The following is a 1,847-nucleotide window of genomic DNA, read 5'->3' as shown; positions in this document are numbered from 1 at the left end:
TGGTGTGTCGCTGGCCTTCGGTGTCCCTGTTGTGTTGATCGTGGGAGGAATTGTGTGGGGTCCGTTGATGGACTGGGATTTGACTCAGCCGCAGGCGACGTTGATCGCGGGGTTCGTGGCTGGGCCGTTTCTGATCACTGCGGCCTATATCGCGTTTCATGGTCAGCGGGAGAATATGAAGACCGAGCGGGAGAAGTTTGACGAGCAGATCCAGTTGCAGAAGGATCAGGCTCGGGATGAGTTGCAGCTCAAGCGTGATCAGTGGCTTGCGGAGCAGCGTCTGGTGAACGCTCGGAACGTGCGCGATCGGGACGGTGCACTGTTTGCCCGGATGCTGGCGTTCTATGCGGAATTCGCCCGTGCCGTGGGGCGGACGAAGAATGCGATACCGCGACTTCCTGTTGCCGATCCGGACAGTAGTTGGGCCTTAGTCGACTCGTATCTCGCCGACGTCGTAGCTGCGGCCAACAGTAAGAATGACTTCACTTCTGAGTTGCGTCTTGCTGGATACGACTCGACGCGTATTCCGCTCAACCCCGTTCACCGGGCGATGAGGCAGGCCCGTGACCATCTTGAGTACGCAGTTCGAGCCAGGCTGCAGGATGCGGAACTACGTGACTATGCAGACTCGTCGATCGAGGAATTCGGCACCGCATTCAACGATTTGACGGCGGTCGCGGCTCTCGACGATCGCGATAGGGACGTTCTGAGGCTCGCGGACGCATTGGAGTCAGTAGACAGGCCTACAGGTAGTTCCTGATCGATCCCTATCGGCTGGCTCACTGTGAGCTTGGTCGATTGTTTGCAGGGCGGTGAGGGCGATCGCACGGGCCGCCTGTTCGGCGATTTCGGCGGGTAGTGGTGGTCCGTCGATGGTTCGTATCCGCATGACGGTAAGTATGGCGGTGGGCACTGACAGAGCTGTTCTGTTGCAACGGTTTCGGGTCGCCCCGCACTTAGTCCTGGCCTTAGAGATGAAGCAGGTGTGGTGGTGCGGTGCCGTCGAAGCGCTCAAGGCTGTCGAGGCTGTCGAGGCTGTCGAGGACGCCTTTGGGCTCAAAGCGTGCGACTTAGATCCACATCATCCTGCAAAACTTACAACCTAGAGGTAACTTTTGCAGACCATGTGCTATTTATGCGCATATGGTGGTGCACGTCTAGCTATCTACATGGAAGTGAACGAGGGTCCAGCGCTGACTCGCACGTGTGACTTACATCCCGATCATCCTGCAAAAGTTACAACGTGGAGGTAACTTTTGCAGGAGAAGCGCTACTTAGGCGGGTATTGTGGTCCGTATGTCTAGCGATCTTAGAATCCTCGACCTCGCTGATCTGTCGTCGGAGCAGTGGGGTCTGTTCACCATGGCGCAGGCAAAGGGCCTGGGGTTCTCCGCACAGCAGATTGCCCGCATGGCCAAGTCTGGAACTGTGGAGCGGATCCGCCATGGCGCCTATCGGGTCGGTGGAGCGCCGAGCGTTCCGTCGGAGCAGCTCCGGGCTGCGTGGATGATGATCGAACCCAGTGTGACCGTGGGTGAGCGTCTGCGGGATGAGTCTCCGGCTGTGGTGACGCACAGGTCTGCTGCGTGGCTTCACGGGCTCGGTGACGTCGATGCTGATGTGATGGAGTTCGCGACTGCGAAGCGGCGGCAGTCTCGTCTGCCCGATGTTCGGTACCGTGTTGCTTCCTATGAGAAGGATGCGTGGACACTCGCGGATGGGCTGCCGGTTACAACGGTGCTGAGGACGATCGTCGATCTCGCCGCGGGGCATCTCGATGGTGGGCACCTGGCGGGCATCGTTCGCGACGCTGTTGTCACCAATCGTGTGGATTCGGAGAGTGCGAG

The 1,847-nt window shown here is 59.0% G+C and carries 2 protein-coding genes; both read left to right on the top strand.

What is annotated here, in order from left to right:
- Nucleotides 1-760 (top strand): hypothetical protein (locus J1M81_RS25650; RefSeq protein WP_206499145.1); only part of this gene is annotated, 760 nt, incomplete at its 5' end.
- 536 nt (nt 761-1,296) lie between these two features.
- Nucleotides 1,297-1,847: type IV toxin-antitoxin system AbiEi family antitoxin domain-containing protein (locus tag J1M81_RS25645; RefSeq protein ID WP_206499144.1), on the top strand; the 551-nt coding region annotated here is incomplete at its 3' end.

It is taken from the genome of Rhodococcus sp. KRD175 (assembly GCF_017168275.1).
Lineage (GTDB): Bacteria > Actinomycetota > Actinomycetes > Mycobacteriales > Mycobacteriaceae > Rhodococcoides > Rhodococcoides fascians.
The sequence above is the reverse complement of the archived record's forward strand: the minus strand, read 5'-3'. Positions and strand labels throughout refer to the sequence as shown.